Raw genomic sequence first — 12,502 nt, 5'->3', positions numbered from 1 at the left:
GCGAAGGATTCTTATTTGCGTAGGCTGAGTGTAGAGACACAGCAGGGATGAGATCCACCCCGAAACGACGCCATCACCCCAAGATTCTGTTTTTGAAAAAGAATTTGTTAGCGGTTGATAACGCCCCGCATACATTCCCTCGGCGTCATGCCGAAGTGGCGCTTGAAGGCGGCGGCAAACTGGGCTGGGTTAGCATAGCCAACCCGGTTTGCCACTTCAGCCACCGTGCAGCCGGGCGATCGCAGGAGCTGTTTCGCCTGCTCCATCCGCTGCCGGGTCAGGTAAGCAAACGGGGTCATGCCAAAAATTTCGCGAAACCCTTTGTTGAGGGTGCAGTGGCCGATGCCGACCTGTTGGGCCAGATCGGTTAGGGAAGGGGGGGTTTCGAGCTGCGATCGCAAAATTTCCGCTGCGTAGTGAACCCGTGCCACTGTATCAGCCTTCAGCGAGGAGGCAGATTCAACCGGTTTTTGGACAACCATGCCGTCGAGCTGCAGGGCCATCAGCTCAAACACTTTGCCCTGTAAATACAGCCGCTTGGTCACCCCTAAAAACGGACAGTCGATGATTTGCTGCACCACCCCCCGCATCGCCTCGGTAACGCTGGGCGAAAAGACCTGCTGCCAGTCATCGCCTTTGACCAAGGGTTGTAGTTCGGGAGGCAGTTCGCCGGTGGGGGCGGCAAAAAGCTGGCTCAAGAGCCACGGCTGCAGGTGAATATTCACCCCAACTTCGGGCTGATTGGCTGGGTGAACGTTAGTGACCGCCCGCTGAATACCGCTGCCGCCAACGTAGCTCTGAGTCGCATCTTGGTAGAGAAAATCGCCGCTATCGACCACCCCTGAGAGGTGAACCATAAACTGCACCAGGTGCCGATTCTCCACCCCTCGAAAGGTGAAATTCGTGGAATAGGTTTCGTTGAAGATCGTCAGATCTAAGCCTGCACACAGCTCTATTTCGCGGCAGTAACCATACCCCAACGACGACGGCAAGGTGTGAATAGTCTCTAGACGATCTATGGAGGTTGCCAGTAGGCAGTGCTGCTCGGCTTCGGCCCAAAGGGCAGAAACCTCCTGATCGGTTAGGACGAGGCTCATAGATGGAGGTGCCGAAGCTGTTGCGAATTAATCTTAATAGTCTCGAATCGTCCGTGAGAAGTCAAGCTGCTGAATGGCGATCGCCCTAAGCAGCAGAGGCAGCTAACCGGAGCTGAGTATTCTTAGCGCCAAAAAAGGGTGAGCCACCCGTAAATGGCCCACCCGATCGCTCCCCACAGCCTAGAAGCCTACGAATACTGGCTCGGTGCGGGGTATTCGCCATTCAGTACGTAGTTGCCCACATTGCGAAACTTGTAGGCCACCGGGTCGTGCAGGGTAAAGGTGCGCAGGTCGCGCCAGTAGCGGTCAAAGCCGTGGCGGCTGGCGGTGGCTCGTGCCCCCATGCCATCGAAGATTTGGTTGGTAATGGCCAGCCCGGCGGTGATCGCCACAGCCTTGGCGGCGGCGACGGTGACAGCGATTTCGCCCCGTTCGGCAAAGGTGAGGGCGGTCTTTTTCTGCCAGCCCATCTGAATTTGCTCGGCGGCCTGGTCGGCCAGGGCGATCGCCGCCTGTAGCTGGGCCCACGCTTCGCCGTACTGCTGCAAAATGTACGGATCTTGGCTCGCCGACTCAACCCCTGAAAACATCCAGGGGCGGCTCTCGCTGACAGTGTAGTTGCGGGCGGCCTTGAGCGCCCCCTCGGCAACGCCCAGGTAGGTAAACACCTTGCCCATCTGCGCCACCAAAAAAATCAGCGTTGGAAAGGCGCTTTCGGGCACGGGCGGCGGCCCGATCAGCTCGTCATCATTCACCACTACGTTGTCAAATTGGTAGCTACCGCTGGCGGTGCGGCGCTGGCCAATGTTGTCCCAATCGTGGTTATAGGTCCAGCCGGGTCGATCCTTGGGCAGCACAAAGACCAGCGGCTGGTCGCCGCCTTCGGGCATTGCGCCAATCAGGCTGATGTCAGCGGCGGCTACGCCGGTGCCAAAGCTTTTCACCCCGTTGACTCGAAAGCCGCCCTCGGGGGCCGGGGCTATTTTGAGCCGCGAGTCTCGCCCGTTGAGGGCGTTGGCCCAAAACAGATTGTGCTGGGCGGTGAGGCGGTAGTAGTACTCCGCCTGGCCGGGGCGACCAATGGCTTCAGCCGCCGCCACCAGTGAGACGTGGTTGGCGTAGAGCTGCCCCACCGAGCCCTGGGCATTGGCCAGGGCCTGCACCGCCTGATACACCTGAGGCCAGGTCGCCCCCGCCCCACCATACTGGCGGGGAATGGATAATAGCAGCAGCCCAGACTGTTTGAGGGCTTCGACCTCGGCGGTGGGCAGACCCGCTTCACGGTCTTGGTTGACGGCATCGGCGGCCAGTTGCTCGGCCACCTGGGTTGCCACGCTGAGGTAGTCCGTAAAGGTAATAGAAGGACGTGTTGCTTGCATAGGGTCGGTCTCCTTAGGGGGAATGTAGGGGAGAGAATTCTGAGCTTTGGGTAGCGCTAGGGGTAACCTCCCGTTCGATCGATATCGACATACCAAGGGAACGGGGTGGCTACGGTACTAAATTTGATTGGCCTTGCTGAGATTTTCCTGACGCAGCTTGTCGAAATTCACTTTGTCAAGATTCGCTTCACGCAGCTTGTCGAAATTTACTTTGTCGAGATTTTCCTGACGTAGCTTTTCGAAAGCTACTTTGTCGGTAGTTGCTTCGCCCGACCCATAGGCCGAGCGAGCCCCAGCAGAGGCAGGAGAAAAGGTGGTAGCCGCGATCGCAGCAGTTAGGACAAACAGGGCAGTACGCTTCACAGTATTTGGCTCCCTATAGAGTTTGAGAAAGTGTGTGTGAATTAGCTTTATTGCTTCTCAACGGCGCGATCGCAAATATTTTTGGAGAGGAATATGGCTCCAGAAAATGCTCTGGCGATCGCAGTGATTGAATTAGCTTTGCTCAACACATCGAACCCTATTACTCAAACGAGAATAAGCCGAGAGAGAATCGAGAAAACTTTGAGAAGAATTCGAGAAGCTGCGCTTAACCTCACAAAAATCCCGAGTATTTCTCAGTTTTGATTCCAGTTTTTCCCCATTTCTCCCTAGGTTCAGAGCATGCACATCGCTAGAACCCCCAGAAGCCAACTATGTTTATTTCCCCCGACTTGCCGCATTTGGGTGCTGCTGCTAGACCCCGCTGGCGGGCACCCCAGCCCCTAGTTGAGCACCCCCTTGGCTACGTTTATCGACCCCTCTGGCACAACCGCTGTTGGGAGGTGCTGTCAATTTTTTGGGGCGATCGCCAAACCTCCAAGCCCCACTGCCACCAAATCTCGTTTAACCTCACGCGGGTGCAGTCGGGCCGCATTTTAGAGCGCAAGTACCGCACCTCCGGCGGGCAGCTGATCGTTGCCTCTGAACGGGTGCTGACCGCTGGCCAGTGGACCTGGACGTTACCGTTTCAGGTGCATGAGCTGATCGGGTTGGGCGATCGCAGCCACACCCTGCATTTCTATTTTCCAGGCAGAAAAACTACCGCCCGCCATCCCTAAACTTCTCGACTTTCTCCCCAGTTCTTTCTCGGCATCTTCTCGACTGCTCTCTACCTTAAAACTCAAGCGCAAACACAATGCCTTTATTTTCGACCGCTTTAGGAGTCACTATGTACCCCTTCATCTCGAATGAAACCTACTTGACCGCTAACCATTCGGCCCTCAAGTTGCAACCACAGCGGATCGTCACCTCTGTGCTATTAACCCTCACCGCTCTTTTTATCCAGGGGCACCAGCCCAAAATTCGAGAAACCGTCAGCGGCGGCAACAAAACCTGGCAGATCTACGACCCCACGACCCACCAAAAAGCTACCTTCTACTCAGAAGATGACGTGCGAATATGGCTGGAAAACCGCTACCGACAGTAATCCACTTAAAACCCCAGGCCAAAACCTGGCCTGCACCTCACAAAAAGCTACAGTTTTGCTTGAGCGCTACTTTGAGCAGGCTTTTGTACTCGCGATCGCCGGTCACATAGGCCCCAAACCGCTCCAGGTGGGGGTTCATCATTTGGGCGTCAAACAGGGCAAAGTGGCGCTGGCGCAGGTGCTCGACCAGCTTCACCATCGCTACCTTAGAACCTTCAGAAATGCGAAAAAACATCGACTCGCCAATAAACGCGCCGCCGATCACCAGGCCTAAAATTCCGCCCGCCAGCTCGTCTCCCTGCCAGGTTTCAAAACTGTAGGCCCAGCCCGCCCGGTAGAGTTCGCTATAGACCTGCCTGAGTTCGTTTGAGATCCAGGTGGTATCTCGATCGGCGCAGCCGCTGACCACCTCCTCAAAGGCCTGGTTAATGGCGACCCGAAAGCGGTTTTGGTTGAGCGATCGCCGCAGCGACTTGGGGTAGCGAAAGCGATCGTCCAGCGGAATCAAGGTGCGCTGACGGCTCGAATACCAGCCCAGATCATCGCCCTCACCATCGGCCATCAAAAAATATCCCTGGGAATAACCGCGAATGATGGCGTCTAGGTCGTACTTGAGGAAGGTCACTGTATTCTCAACGGATGGGTTTTTAATGGATGGGTGCTTGACAGACGGGTGAGTACAGATAGGTGAGTGATGATTCTTTACGCTCCGCCGCCTTCGTCCCAAGGCAAGAATTTAAGGCGGTAGTATTGAGTGTACAGAAGGTTTTCTCAGGTTGCTTCACCCCCCGCGCCGATGACTGACCCCCTCGACCCAATTATGCTGCCGCCCCCAGAGGATGCTCAACAGGAGGGGCAATGGCTCAAGTCGGCACTGCTGACCTGGCTAAATGCAGAATACTTGCCGGAGCCAGCCAATCGCGCGATCGCCGACCGGGTTTCTCAGGTGTTTGTGCGCCAGCGCATGGAGGGCGAAAACGACGTTGGCTCGCTGGTGATGGCCATTCTAACTGAGCTACAGGCCTTTGACTTTTCGGATAGCTTCTACGGCGAGTTTACCGTCGCCAATGCCGTCGGCGATCTGCTGTTCGACAGCTTGGGCATCGATCGCTGCTGCGGGCGCTCTACCACCCTCGAACCCAACCGCGTAGGCAGCCTATCCGATGGTGACGGAGATTTTGGTGCCGCCGATACCCAGGGCGATATCACCTAACCTGTAACGATACGCCACTACCCTAAGCCTATGACTTCTCTAACCCTGACCCTCGACCCGGTGGTGCGGCTCACCCGAGAGCAGTTCTAGGAGCTGTGTAAGGTTAACCACGACATCCGCCTAGAGCGCAGCAGTACAGGAGATTTGATCCTTATGCCACCTACGGGTTGGGAATCGGGTAAGCACAATGCAAACCTGACCACCGACTTGAATATTTGGAATCGTCAGTCTCAGGCGGGTATTGTGTTTGACTCTTCCACTGGGTTTTCTCTGCCCAACGGGGCCGTTGGCGAAGCCAGCTCTTGAGAGCTTTCGCTCGCCCGATGTGGCCTGGGTCAAAAAGTCGCGCGTTGAAGCTATCAGACCAGACCCAGCCAAGTTTTTACCTCTAGCTTCGGATTTTGTGATTGAGCTACGGTCGGCGACGGATAAGTTGGCTACGCTGCAGCACAAAATGGCCGAGTATCGCGATTGTGGGGTCCGGCTAGGGTGGCTAATTGACCCCCAAGAAAAACGAGTAGAAATCTACCGCCTGGGACGACCTACTGAGTATCTGAGCCAGCCAGAACAGCTCTTTGGTGAAGCGGCACTGCCAGGTTTTGCGCTCACGCTGTCAACGATTTGAGCATAGATGAGGGCAGGTTCCCAACTGAAAAAGGCTTGAGCGCTGCCCAAGCCTTTTTAGAAATAAGAACCGAAGGCTGAAGGCTAAAGCCTTAAATCAGCCAGTATACTCAGAGCTTAAATTACCAGCTCGACTTGACAACCCCAGGCAGCAAACCCTGGTGTGCCATCTCGCGCAGCTTGTTGCGGCAGAGGCCAAAGTCGCGGTAGTAGCCACGGGGACGACCGGTCATCCAGCAGCGATTGTGCAGGCGAGTCGGCGCGCTGTTGCGGGGCAGCTGCTGAATCTTGCGGTGAACTGCCACCTTTTCTTGCTGGTTGGCGGCGTTGCTAAATTCCTCAAGCAGCGCCTCACGCTTTTGAGCGTACTGTGCCACCAGTTTTTCCCGCTTGCGCTCCCGCGCAATCATGCTTTTCTTAGCCATTTGGTTTCTCTAGCCGTAAGACCTTTTTATCACAGACACAGTCTACTACTATACGCGACACAAGCCATGAGAGTAAACCCCACCCGGCAGTTTTTTGTCCCTCACCACTGCCTGAACAGTCCTCACCGCTGCCTGAACAGTCCTCGCCGCTGGCTGAACAGTCCTCACCGCTGGCTGAGCGGAGTCGAAGCCAGCAGCAAAGAACAATGCCAAAACTAGCGCGAAAAAGCCTGTCGCTGTCTGTTCGGTTTTCTGCCCTCGGAATGGTCTCGCCACCTGACTAGAGTAGAACAAGAGGATTTTTTGTTATTAGAAGAATTGTTTGAGAGATAGCCCTATGACCAGCCTCATTCCCTGGATTTTCTTTGCTTGGGCCATCGGCATCATTGTGATGCAGTTTATCAGCTAATGCTCTGTTCTTTAGAGGCAGCCCTATGCTCGCTCTAGCTTCGGTGGTGACGACCCCCAGCGATCGCTTTCAGTACACCCCACCCGCCGCTGCCCACCAGGCCCGCCGCATTCTGATCAAGCCCAATTTGGGCTACCCCGTGGGGCCACCGGCCACCGTCAGCCTGGCGGTTCTGGGAGAGGTACTGCGAAGCTTGCAGGCTCACAGCCCCAGGGCAGAAATTTTTATTGTTGAAGGGGTTTGCTCTAAAGTCGCCTTTGACACCATCATGGCCAAGCTGGGCGTTCATCAGCTTTTAAGCGATCGCGTTCATTTGCTCAACGCCGATGAGCTAGAGCTAGTCGAGTACCCCAACCGCTCCCCCAACCCGGTGCGGTTTAAGACTATGTGGGCACCTAGGCTGCTGCAGGAGGTAGATTGTGGCCTGTCGGTAAGCGCTTTTAAGCGCACTCAGCTCAAAGGTGTGCCGCTAATTTCGGCCTCGCTCAAAAATCTCTACGGCCTGTTTCCTCGGGCTAGATATAAAGCCCGCAGCGCCAATTCTCGGGGGCAGCTCCATCGGCCCTCGGTACCGCTGGTGTTGCAAGACGTCTACTACACCCTGGGCCAGTACTTTGCAGGGGGCGTGGTTGACTGCACCCAAAAGTTTGTCAGCCGCGACTGGCAGCCTGATCGCGGCGATAGCGTTCCTGTTGGCCAGGTAATCTATGGTGACAGCCTGCTCGCCGTCGATCGAGCTGCCTGTCAAGTGGGACAGGAGGCTATTCCTGACTATATCACCGCCCTAGAGCAAAGCGCTAGCGGGCAAAAATAAAGGTAGGTGCCACATCGGTCAGGGTATAGCCAGCGGCACTGCACTGCTGCAGCGAGTCGGCCACGGCCAGATTGGCGGCGGTAGCCACGCCCACCACGCAGTCGGAATAGCGCAGGGGCAGCACGCTGCGACGGCAGCTGTTGAGCACGGCGGTAGAATTGGCGACCTCTAAACCCTGGTGGATGTCGCTCACGCAGGTGGCTAGCTCTCTGGGGCGGCGATCGCTTTGGCAGGCTAGGAGAGCCTGGTCGGCGTTGATATCGGCAACGCGAGCGACATCGAGAGTGCAGCTAGAGAGATCGGTAGGGTTCAGCGCCTTGCCGCAGGCCCCCGCCGCCGCCAAGCCGTCTAGACCAGCCCCGACCAAAGTATTGGCGCAGGCTTCATAGTCGTTGGCGATCGCTCGGGAAGCCGAGAGCAGCACCATGGGCGTAGCCAGCCCCGCAATTAGGGCAAACGGTATTACAAAGCACTGGCGACGGGTAGCAGAAGCTAGAAAATGAACCATAACAGAACGTTAAAGGTTATATCGGTTGGTTAACGGGCGTAATCAGTGGTTACAGTCTGTTGATCAATAGTTACAGAGGAATAGCTCTCTCAAATTAGCCTAGGCAGCATTGGTTTAATCAATGCCTGCCCTCCTCAATGTTTCTGGTCGTTGAATCTTCTACAGTGAAGAGTAGCAGGAAAAACTCAATTTCGTGACACAGAGGTTAAGGCAGTATGCACCTGAGTGACATAACTCACCCCAATCAACTCCACGGTTTATCCATTCGCCAGCTCGAAGACGTGGCCCGCCAGATTCGCGAAAAGCACCTGGAGACTGTGGCGGCAAGCGGGGGGCACCTGGGCCCAGGCCTAGGCGTGGTGGAGCTGACTCTAGCTCTGTATCAAACCCTTGACCTCGATCGCGACAAAGTCACTTGGGATGTGGGCCACCAGGCCTACCCCCACAAGCTGATCACCGGGCGCTACCACGACTTTCATACCCTGCGCCAAAAAGACGGGGTGGCGGGCTACCTGAAGCGCAGCGAGAGCAAGTTTGACCACTTTGGCGCAGGCCATGCTTCCACCAGTATTTCAGCGGCTCTGGGTATGGCCCTGGCCCGCGATATGGCTGGCGACAACTACAAGGTGGCGGCCATCATCGGCGACGGCGCGCTGACCGGCGGCATGGCCCTAGAGGCCATCAACCACGCTGGGCACCTGCCCAACACCAACCTGCTGGTGGTGCTCAACGACAACGAAATGTCGATTTCGCCCAACGTAGGGGCAATTCCGCGCTACCTGAACAAAATGCGCCTCAGCCCCCCGGTGCAATTTCTCACCGACAACCTCGAAGAGCAGTTTAAGCATCTGCCCTTTGTGGGCGAGTCGCTGTCGCCGGAACTCGACCGGGTCAAAGAGGGTATGAAGCGGCTGGCGGTACCCAAGGTGGGGGCCGTGTTCGAGGAACTGGGCTTTACCTACATGGGGCCGGTGGATGGCCACAACCTGCAGGAGCTGATCACCACCTTCAAAGAGGCCCACAAGCACACCGGGCCGGTGCTGGTGCATGTGGCCACCACCAAGGGTAAGGGCTACGCGATCGCCGAAAAAGACCAGGTCGGCTACCACGCCCAGTCGCCCTTCAACCTCACGACCGGCAAGGGCATTCCTTCCACCAAGCCTAAGCCCCCCAGCTACTCCAAGGTCTTTGCCGAAACCCTGATCAAGCTGGCTGAAGACAACCCCAAAATCGTCGGCATCACCGCCGCCATGGCCACGGGCACCGGGCTAGACAAGCTCCAGCAGGCCCTGCCCAAGCAGTACATTGATGTCGGCATTGCCGAGCAGCACGCGGTGACGCTGGCGGCGGGTATGGCCTGTGAGGGCATGCGCCCCGTGGCCGCCATTTACTCCACCTTCTTGCAGCGCGGCTTCGACCAGATTGTCCACGATGTCTGCATTCAAAAGCTGCCGGTGTTCTTCTGCCTCGACCGGGCGGGCATTGTGGGGGCCGATGGGCCGACCCACCAGGGGCTCTACGATATCGCCTACCTGCGCTGCATTCCCAACATTGTGCTGATGGCCCCCAAAGATGAGGCCGAAATGCAGCGGATGATCGTGACCGGAATCGACTACACCAAGGGGGCGATCGCCATGCGCTATCCCCGCGGCAGCGGCTACGGTGCCCCCTTGATGGAAGAGGGCTGGGAGCCTCTGCCCATTGGTGAAGCCGAGGTGCTGCGCCAGGGCGACGACGTGCTGCTGCTGGGCTACGGCTCGATGGTCTACCCCGCCATGCAAACCGCCGAAATTCTCAGCGAGCACGGCATTGAGGCCACCGTGGTCAACGCCCGGTTCGCCAAGCCCCTCGACGAGGCGCTGATTTTGCCCCTGGCGCGGGAAATCGGCAAAGTCGTCACCTTTGAAGAGGGCTGCTTGATGGGCGGCTTTGGCTCCGCCGTAGCCGAATCGATTTTAGATGCCCAGGTGCCCGCCCAGGTGCTACGCATCGGCGTGCCCGACGTGCTGGTCGATCACGCCAGCCCAGACCAGTCGAAGGCAGCGCTGGGGTTGACTCCGCCTCAGATGGCCGAGCGCATTTTAGCCACCTACCAGGTTGAGAAGCCTGCCCTTGTGCGATAGAACGCTTTGCTGTTTGGTAAGTAGCGATTACTGCATACCTATTGGGCAAAACCCCTTGGCGGCTTGCCTCTGGTAATGCAGGGCTGGGGTTTCATTCTCATCAAGCAAAGGTGTGGGCGGGGGAGTGAGCGATCGCCCCCGTCCATTTTTGGAACGGTCCCGTAAAGGCTGGTCTTTGACTACCAGTTGCTAAGGTTAATGGCAAGCAGCGACCATCCTCTGGGGTTATAGAGCAATGGTTGTGGCTGTGCCCTTTTGAGCGATTGGCAAAGCCACTATAACTCTCGGGACTAGTGGCTTGAGATCAGCCAGCCGGTTAGAGTGGGCTTGCAAAACAATTACAGCAATATCAAACTGAGGCAAATTTTGCTGAAACGCTAGGTTCCGATCAACCGTAATGAAAATGTCGAAGGAAGCTTCTACCAGAGCCAGCAGTTGGCCATTCTTAGTGCCCGCCCAACCCATTTCGGACACCGTTTTAATATCGTAACCAGCAAAATCCCTAGCGAGTCTGCGATCGATGCACTCGTCTAGAAGTAGCCTCATGTTAGGCGGCGGTATTCAAGAGCTGCCTACCAATTTCCTCCAGCAAGCCAACTACTTGCTCTCTGCTGACGGAGGGAAAACCTTCTAAAAAATCGTCAACAGACTCTCCTGCCTTGAGATAGTCAAAGAACGTCTCCACAGGTACACGGGTACCGGCAAACACCAGCGCACCGCCCATAACCTCGGATGAAATGCTGAGAACCGACGAATTCCTGAGCATTGGAGCAGGTCTCCTATGCTTACGCCTCTAGTCTATCAAACCCCAGTCAGCACTTTCCTCACTCCCCTATTGCTACAGCCAAACAGTATTTACCCCTCCACGGGGTCGCAGCGGATTTCGACCATAAAGCCGTCGGGGTCGTAGAAGTACACGCCGCGTCCGGTGGGGCGGGTAACGGGGCCGTGGGCGATCGCAACCCCATTCGCTTCCAGCACCGCCAGAGCGCCATCAAACTCTGACGGGTCAATGTCAAAGGCCAGGTGATAGGCGCGGGTGAACGATTTATCGGGGTCAGGATCAGGCGGCTCCAGGTCGGGGGCACCAAACAGGTCGAGAATTAGCCCATCGGGCAGCACAAAGTTCGCAACCTTGCCCGTGGCGACCAGATCCTTGAGGGTGTCGTCGACCTCGTCGCCAGTCAGCTCCCGCAGCCCCAGCAGACCGCCGTAAAACTGGCGTGAGGCCTGCATGTCTTTTACATTCAATGCCAGGTGGTGAATGCGGCGCAGCTGACCGAGGGCCAGGGCAGGAGCCATTGCGGGGCTAGGGTTCATAGGACAGATCTGAGCACAGCAGCGAATTATGATTGATTATAGAAATCCTACCGCGCTCAACCTTTGACCATCGCAGACCAAACCCTCGAACTCACTGTTGATATTCCCGACCCGGAGCGGCTCGATCGCTGGCTCACCGCCAACGTCAAAGAACTCTCCCGCAACCGAGTGCAAAAGCTGATCGACTGGGAATACGTGCAGCTCAACGGGCAGCTCTGCACTAATAAAAAGGAAGCCGTCCAGGCGGGCGATCGCATTCACCTGACCATTCCCGAACCCCGTCCCCTGGAGCTGACCGCTGAAGATATTCCCCTCGACATTCTCTACGAAGACGAGCACCTGATCATTCTCAACAAGCCCGCTGGATTGGTGGTGCACCCCGCCCCCGGCAACATGAGCGGCACCCTGGTGAATGCCGTGCTGGCCCACTGCGGCGACCAGCTTTTAGGCATTGGCGGGGTGCAGCGCCCCGGCATTGTGCACCGGCTCGACAAAGACACCACCGGGTCGATCGTGGTGGCCAAAACCGACCTGGCCCACAGCGACCTGCAGGCCCAGATGAAGGCCAAAACCGCCCGGCGCGAATACCTGGGCGTGGTTTACGGTGCGCCCAAAGCCGACTCGGGCACCGTTGACGCGCCCCTGGGTCGCCACCCAGCAGACCGCAAGAAAAATGCCGTCGTTCCCCTTGAGAAAGGCCGCACCGCCATCACCCACTGGCAGGTCGAAGAGCGCCTGGGAAATTTCTCGCTGCTGCGCTTTCGCCTGGAGACAGGGCGCACCCACCAAATCCGCGTCCACAGCACCCACATAGGCCACCCCATCGTGGGCGACCCCACCTATGGCTCGGGCCGCGATGTGGGGGTAAATCTGCCGGGGCAGGCCCTCCACGCCGAGCGACTGGAGCTGCGCCATCCAGCGACGGGGGAGCAGGTAGTGGCGATCGCCCCCCTGCCCGATCACTTTCTCAAGCTGCTGACGGTTTTGAGAAGCCGAGTTGTCTAGCGTGGGTGAGCAGAGACTAAGGCTCAGCCAGCAGCCACTCGATCAGCTCCTGCACGCCTGCGCCGCGGTCGCCCGTCGTCACCCAATCGTGTCGTATCAGGCACAATAGGGTTTAGG

The 12,502-nt window shown here is 57.2% G+C and carries 16 protein-coding genes and 2 pseudogenes; 9 read left to right on the top strand and 9 right to left on the bottom strand.

Annotation, left to right across the window (positions count from 1 at the left end; all coding sequences use genetic code 11):
* Positions 1-107 precede the first annotated feature (107 nt).
* The 3 genes from IQ265_RS09070 to IQ265_RS09060 all read right to left on the bottom strand — a co-directional run bounded on the left by IQ265_RS09070 (position 108) and on the right by IQ265_RS09060 (position 2,839).
* Entirely contained in the window at positions 108-1,097 is a 990-nt protein-coding gene (locus IQ265_RS09070) for an AraC family transcriptional regulator (RefSeq protein ID WP_194052559.1), read from the bottom strand.
* 188 nt (positions 1,098-1,285) lie between these two features.
* Complete coding sequence (locus IQ265_RS09065) at positions 1,286-2,476, bottom strand: acyl-CoA dehydrogenase family protein (protein WP_194052558.1); 1,191 nt, start codon at positions 2,474-2,476, stop codon at positions 1,286-1,288.
* Positions 2,477-2,593: 117 nt separating this feature from the next.
* The gene (locus IQ265_RS09060; protein WP_194052557.1) at positions 2,594-2,839 is read right to left on the bottom strand and encodes a hypothetical protein; all 246 of its coding nucleotides are present in this window, start codon (positions 2,837-2,839) and stop codon (positions 2,594-2,596) included.
* 93 nt (positions 2,840-2,932) lie between these two features.
* On the opposite strand from IQ265_RS09060, the gene IQ265_RS09055 reads away from it, so the two are divergent.
* The 3 genes from IQ265_RS09055 (at position 2,933) to IQ265_RS09045 (ending at position 3,944) form a co-directional block, all read left to right on the top strand.
* On the top strand, positions 2,933-3,103 hold the full coding sequence (locus tag IQ265_RS09055; RefSeq protein WP_194052556.1) for a hypothetical protein: 171 nt from the start codon (positions 2,933-2,935) through the stop codon (positions 3,101-3,103).
* Between the two features lie 68 nt (positions 3,104-3,171).
* Entirely contained in the window at positions 3,172-3,576 is a 405-nt protein-coding gene (locus IQ265_RS09050) for a hypothetical protein (RefSeq protein ID WP_194052555.1), read from the top strand.
* A gap of 77 nt (positions 3,577-3,653) precedes the next feature.
* Positions 3,654-3,944 (top strand): hypothetical protein, encoded by a 291-nt coding sequence (locus IQ265_RS09045; protein WP_194052553.1) that lies wholly within the window; start codon positions 3,654-3,656, stop codon positions 3,942-3,944.
* A gap of 37 nt (positions 3,945-3,981) precedes the next feature.
* On the opposite strand, the gene aat is transcribed toward IQ265_RS09045, so the two are convergent.
* Positions 3,982-4,569, bottom strand: coding sequence for a leucyl/phenylalanyl-tRNA--protein transferase (gene aat, locus IQ265_RS09040; protein WP_194052551.1), 588 nt, complete (start codon positions 4,567-4,569; stop codon positions 3,982-3,984).
* Between the two features lie 171 nt (positions 4,570-4,740).
* Here aat and IQ265_RS09035 point away from each other — a divergent pair.
* Together IQ265_RS09035 and IQ265_RS09030 are read left to right on the top strand one after the other, a co-directional pair.
* Positions 4,741-5,067, top strand: a pseudogene (locus IQ265_RS09035) (hypothetical protein); the annotation flags it as partial.
* 183 nt (positions 5,068-5,250) lie between these two features.
* Positions 5,251-5,782 (top strand): annotated as a pseudogene (locus tag IQ265_RS09030) (Uma2 family endonuclease).
* Between the two features lie 121 nt (positions 5,783-5,903).
* Here IQ265_RS09030 and rpsN read toward each other — a convergent pair.
* Positions 5,904-6,206 (bottom strand): 30S ribosomal protein S14, encoded by a 303-nt coding sequence (gene rpsN, locus IQ265_RS09025; protein ID WP_194052548.1) that lies wholly within the window; start codon positions 6,204-6,206, stop codon positions 5,904-5,906.
* A 66-nt stretch (positions 6,207-6,272) separates the two neighbouring features.
* On the opposite strand from rpsN, the gene IQ265_RS09020 reads away from it, so the two are divergent.
* Positions 6,273-6,425, top strand: coding sequence for a hypothetical protein (locus IQ265_RS09020; protein WP_194052547.1), 153 nt, complete (start codon positions 6,273-6,275; stop codon positions 6,423-6,425).
* Positions 6,426-6,640: 215 nt separating this feature from the next.
* Positions 6,641-7,429: a DUF362 domain-containing protein gene (locus IQ265_RS09015; protein WP_194052546.1), complete on the top strand. Its 789-nt coding sequence runs from the start codon at positions 6,641-6,643 to the stop codon at positions 7,427-7,429.
* Here IQ265_RS09015 and IQ265_RS09010 read toward each other — a convergent pair.
* Positions 7,413-7,937, bottom strand: coding sequence for a hypothetical protein (locus IQ265_RS09010; RefSeq protein ID WP_194052545.1), 525 nt, complete (start codon positions 7,935-7,937; stop codon positions 7,413-7,415). The two genes, IQ265_RS09015 and IQ265_RS09010, sit on opposite strands and share 17 nt — an antisense overlap.
* A gap of 215 nt (positions 7,938-8,152) precedes the next feature.
* Between IQ265_RS09010 and dxs the strand changes: the two genes are divergently transcribed.
* Positions 8,153-10,060, top strand: coding sequence for a 1-deoxy-D-xylulose-5-phosphate synthase (gene dxs, locus IQ265_RS09005; RefSeq protein ID WP_194052544.1), 1,908 nt, complete (start codon positions 8,153-8,155; stop codon positions 10,058-10,060).
* 225 nt (positions 10,061-10,285) lie between these two features.
* Here dxs and IQ265_RS09000 read toward each other — a convergent pair whose 3' ends face one another.
* The 3 genes from IQ265_RS09000 to IQ265_RS08990 all read right to left on the bottom strand — a co-directional run bounded on the left by IQ265_RS09000 (position 10,286) and on the right by IQ265_RS08990 (position 11,380).
* Entirely contained in the window at positions 10,286-10,606 is a 321-nt protein-coding gene (locus IQ265_RS09000) for a DUF5615 family PIN-like protein (RefSeq protein WP_194052543.1), read from the bottom strand.
* 1 nt (position 10,607) lies between these two features.
* The gene (locus IQ265_RS08995; RefSeq protein ID WP_194052542.1) at positions 10,608-10,826 is read right to left on the bottom strand and encodes a DUF433 domain-containing protein; all 219 of its coding nucleotides are present in this window, start codon (positions 10,824-10,826) and stop codon (positions 10,608-10,610) included.
* A gap of 89 nt (positions 10,827-10,915) precedes the next feature.
* Positions 10,916-11,380 carry a VOC family protein gene (locus tag IQ265_RS08990; RefSeq protein WP_194052540.1) on the bottom strand — a complete coding sequence of 155 codons (465 nt, stop codon included), beginning with the start codon at positions 11,378-11,380 and terminating at the stop codon, positions 10,916-10,918.
* 63 nt (positions 11,381-11,443) lie between these two features.
* On the opposite strand from IQ265_RS08990, the gene IQ265_RS08985 reads away from it, so the two are divergent.
* Positions 11,444-12,385, top strand: a complete 942-nt coding sequence (locus IQ265_RS08985; protein WP_228037718.1) for an RluA family pseudouridine synthase — start codon at positions 11,444-11,446, stop codon at positions 12,383-12,385.
* The last annotated feature ends 117 nt before the right edge of the window (positions 12,386-12,502 follow it).

It is taken from the genome of Nodosilinea sp. LEGE 06152, assembly GCF_015207525.1.
GTDB lineage: Bacteria > Cyanobacteriota > Cyanobacteriia > Phormidesmidales > Phormidesmidaceae > Nodosilinea.
The sequence above is the reverse complement of the archived record's forward strand: the minus strand, read 5'-3'. Positions and strand labels throughout refer to the sequence as shown.

What these genes read in the sequence shown, in the direction of transcription:
- IQ265_RS09055 (WP_194052556.1), top strand. Translation starts at nt 2,933, where the DNA reads ATGGCTCCAGAAAATGCTCTGGCGATCGCAGTGATTGAATTAGCTTTG.
- IQ265_RS09010 (WP_194052545.1), bottom strand. Translation starts at nt 7,937, where the DNA reads ATGGTTCATTTTCTAGCTTCTGCTACCCGTCGCCAGTGCTTTGTAATA.
- IQ265_RS08995 (WP_194052542.1), bottom strand. Translation starts at nt 10,826, where the DNA reads ATGCTCAGGAATTCGTCGGTTCTCAGCATTTCATCCGAGGTTATGGGC.
- rpsN (WP_194052548.1), bottom strand. Translation starts at nt 6,206, where the DNA reads ATGGCTAAGAAAAGCATGATTGCGCGGGAGCGCAAGCGGGAAAAACTG.
- dxs (WP_194052544.1), top strand. Translation starts at nt 8,153, where the DNA reads ATGCACCTGAGTGACATAACTCACCCCAATCAACTCCACGGTTTATCC.
- IQ265_RS08990 (WP_194052540.1), bottom strand. Translation starts at nt 11,380, where the DNA reads ATGAACCCTAGCCCCGCAATGGCTCCTGCCCTGGCCCTCGGTCAGCTG.
- IQ265_RS09000 (WP_194052543.1), bottom strand. Translation starts at nt 10,606, where the DNA reads ATGAGGCTACTTCTAGACGAGTGCATCGATCGCAGACTCGCTAGGGAT.
- IQ265_RS09050 (WP_194052555.1), top strand. Translation starts at nt 3,172, where the DNA reads ATGTTTATTTCCCCCGACTTGCCGCATTTGGGTGCTGCTGCTAGACCC.
- IQ265_RS09065 (WP_194052558.1), bottom strand. Translation starts at nt 2,476, where the DNA reads ATGCAAGCAACACGTCCTTCTATTACCTTTACGGACTACCTCAGCGTG.
- IQ265_RS09020 (WP_194052547.1), top strand. Translation starts at nt 6,273, where the DNA reads ATGAGAGTAAACCCCACCCGGCAGTTTTTTGTCCCTCACCACTGCCTG.
- IQ265_RS09070 (WP_194052559.1), bottom strand. Translation starts at nt 1,097, where the DNA reads ATGAGCCTCGTCCTAACCGATCAGGAGGTTTCTGCCCTTTGGGCCGAA.
- IQ265_RS09015 (WP_194052546.1), top strand. Translation starts at nt 6,641, where the DNA reads ATGCTCGCTCTAGCTTCGGTGGTGACGACCCCCAGCGATCGCTTTCAG.
- IQ265_RS09045 (WP_194052553.1), top strand. Translation starts at nt 3,654, where the DNA reads ATGCCTTTATTTTCGACCGCTTTAGGAGTCACTATGTACCCCTTCATC.